This is a genomic window from Streptomyces sp. NRRL B-24572, from assembly GCF_002156145.1.
GTDB lineage: Bacteria > Actinomycetota > Actinomycetes > Streptomycetales > Streptomycetaceae > Streptomyces > Streptomyces vietnamensis.
The window spans coordinates 1-1460 of the sequence record NZ_MWIG01001032.1; the positions used below are offsets into that span (position 1 = coordinate 1).

Genomic DNA, 1460 nt, shown 5'->3' on the forward strand with positions numbered 1-1460 from the left:
CCGGCGCGCCGGTGCTCCTGCTGTACTCCTCGACGGCCGACTTCCTCACCGCGTACGTCGGCTGCCTGTACGCGGGAGCCCTGGCCGTGCCCGCCCCGCTGCCCGGCGGCGGACACCGGGCCGGCCGGACCGACCGGGTGGCCTCCGTCCTGCGGGACACCGGGGCCCGGCTCGTCCTCACGGAGTCGGCGAACGCGCCGGAGGTCTCCCGCTGGCTCGCCGACGCCCTCGTCGACGGCGTCGCCTGCCTGGCGACGGACCTGCCCGGTCTCGGCGACCCGGACGCGTGGCGGCCGGTGCGGACCCGGCCCGACGACCTGGCGTTCCTCCAGTACACCTCGGGTTCGGTGGCGGACCCGCGCGGGGTCATGGTCTCCCACCGCAACCTGATGGCGAATCAGGAACTGCTGGGGCGGGTGCTCCGCACCACGCGGGAGGACCGGTTCGGCGGCTGGCTCCCGCACTTCCACGACATGGGTTTCATCGCACACCTCCTGCACCCGCTCTGGTTGGGCAGCCACTCCGTGCAGATGTCCCCGGTGTCCTTCGTCAAGCGACCGCTGCGCTGGCTGCGTGCCGTCCAGGAGTACGGCGTGACCGTCGGCGGCGGCCCCAACTTCTGCTACGACCTGTGCACCACCCGGATCACCGACGACGAGATCGCCGGACTCGACCTCTCCCGCTGGAGGCTCGCGCTCAACGGCGCCGAACCGGTGCGCCCCGCGACCCTGGAGGCGTTCGCGCGGCGGTTCGCCCCGGCCGGGCTGCGGCCCGAGGCGCTCTACCCCTGCTACGGCCTGGCCGAAGCCACCCTCCTCGTCTCCGCCGGCACCCCCGGTGCCCCGCACACGACCACCACCGCCGACCCGGCGGCCCTGGAGCACGGCCTGCTCGCGCCGCCGCCGCGGACGTCCGCCGAGGGCAGGGCGCTCGCCGGCTGCGGCCCCGCCACCGGGTACGACCTGCGGATCGTCGACCCGGAGAGCGGGCGGGAGCTGCCGCCGGGGGCCGTCGGCGAGATCTGGCTGCGCGGCGACAGCGTCGCCCAGGGCTACTGGCGCCGTCCCGCCGAGACCGAGGAGACCTTCCGGGCCACCCTGGACGACGGCGAGACCGGCTTCCTGCGGACCGGGGACCTGGGCGCGACCGAGGACGGGCACCTGTACGTGACCGGCCGGCTGAAGGAACTGATCATCCTCAACGGCCGCAACCTCTACCCGCAGGACGTCGAGTACGCCGTGCGCGGCCTCGCCCCCGCCCTGAACTCCGGTGTCGGCGCCGCCTTCTCGGTCGACGCCGGCGGACGCGAACAACTGGTCCTCGTGCAGGAGCTGAAGGACACGGACGGGGACCGCGACGACGAGACGGGCCGGCGCGCCCTGGTCCGCCGGATCCAGGAGACGGTCGGGGCCGAGTTCAACGTGCCGCTCGCCAACGTCCTGCTCGTGCCGGCCGGCACG

The 1460-nt window shown here is 74.7% G+C and carries 1 protein-coding gene; it reads left to right on the forward strand.

Translation table 11 applies throughout. The features are described from left to right. Nucleotides 1-1460: fatty acyl-AMP ligase (locus tag CCN56_RS39785; protein WP_107484314.1), on the forward strand; the 1460-nt coding region annotated here is incomplete at both ends.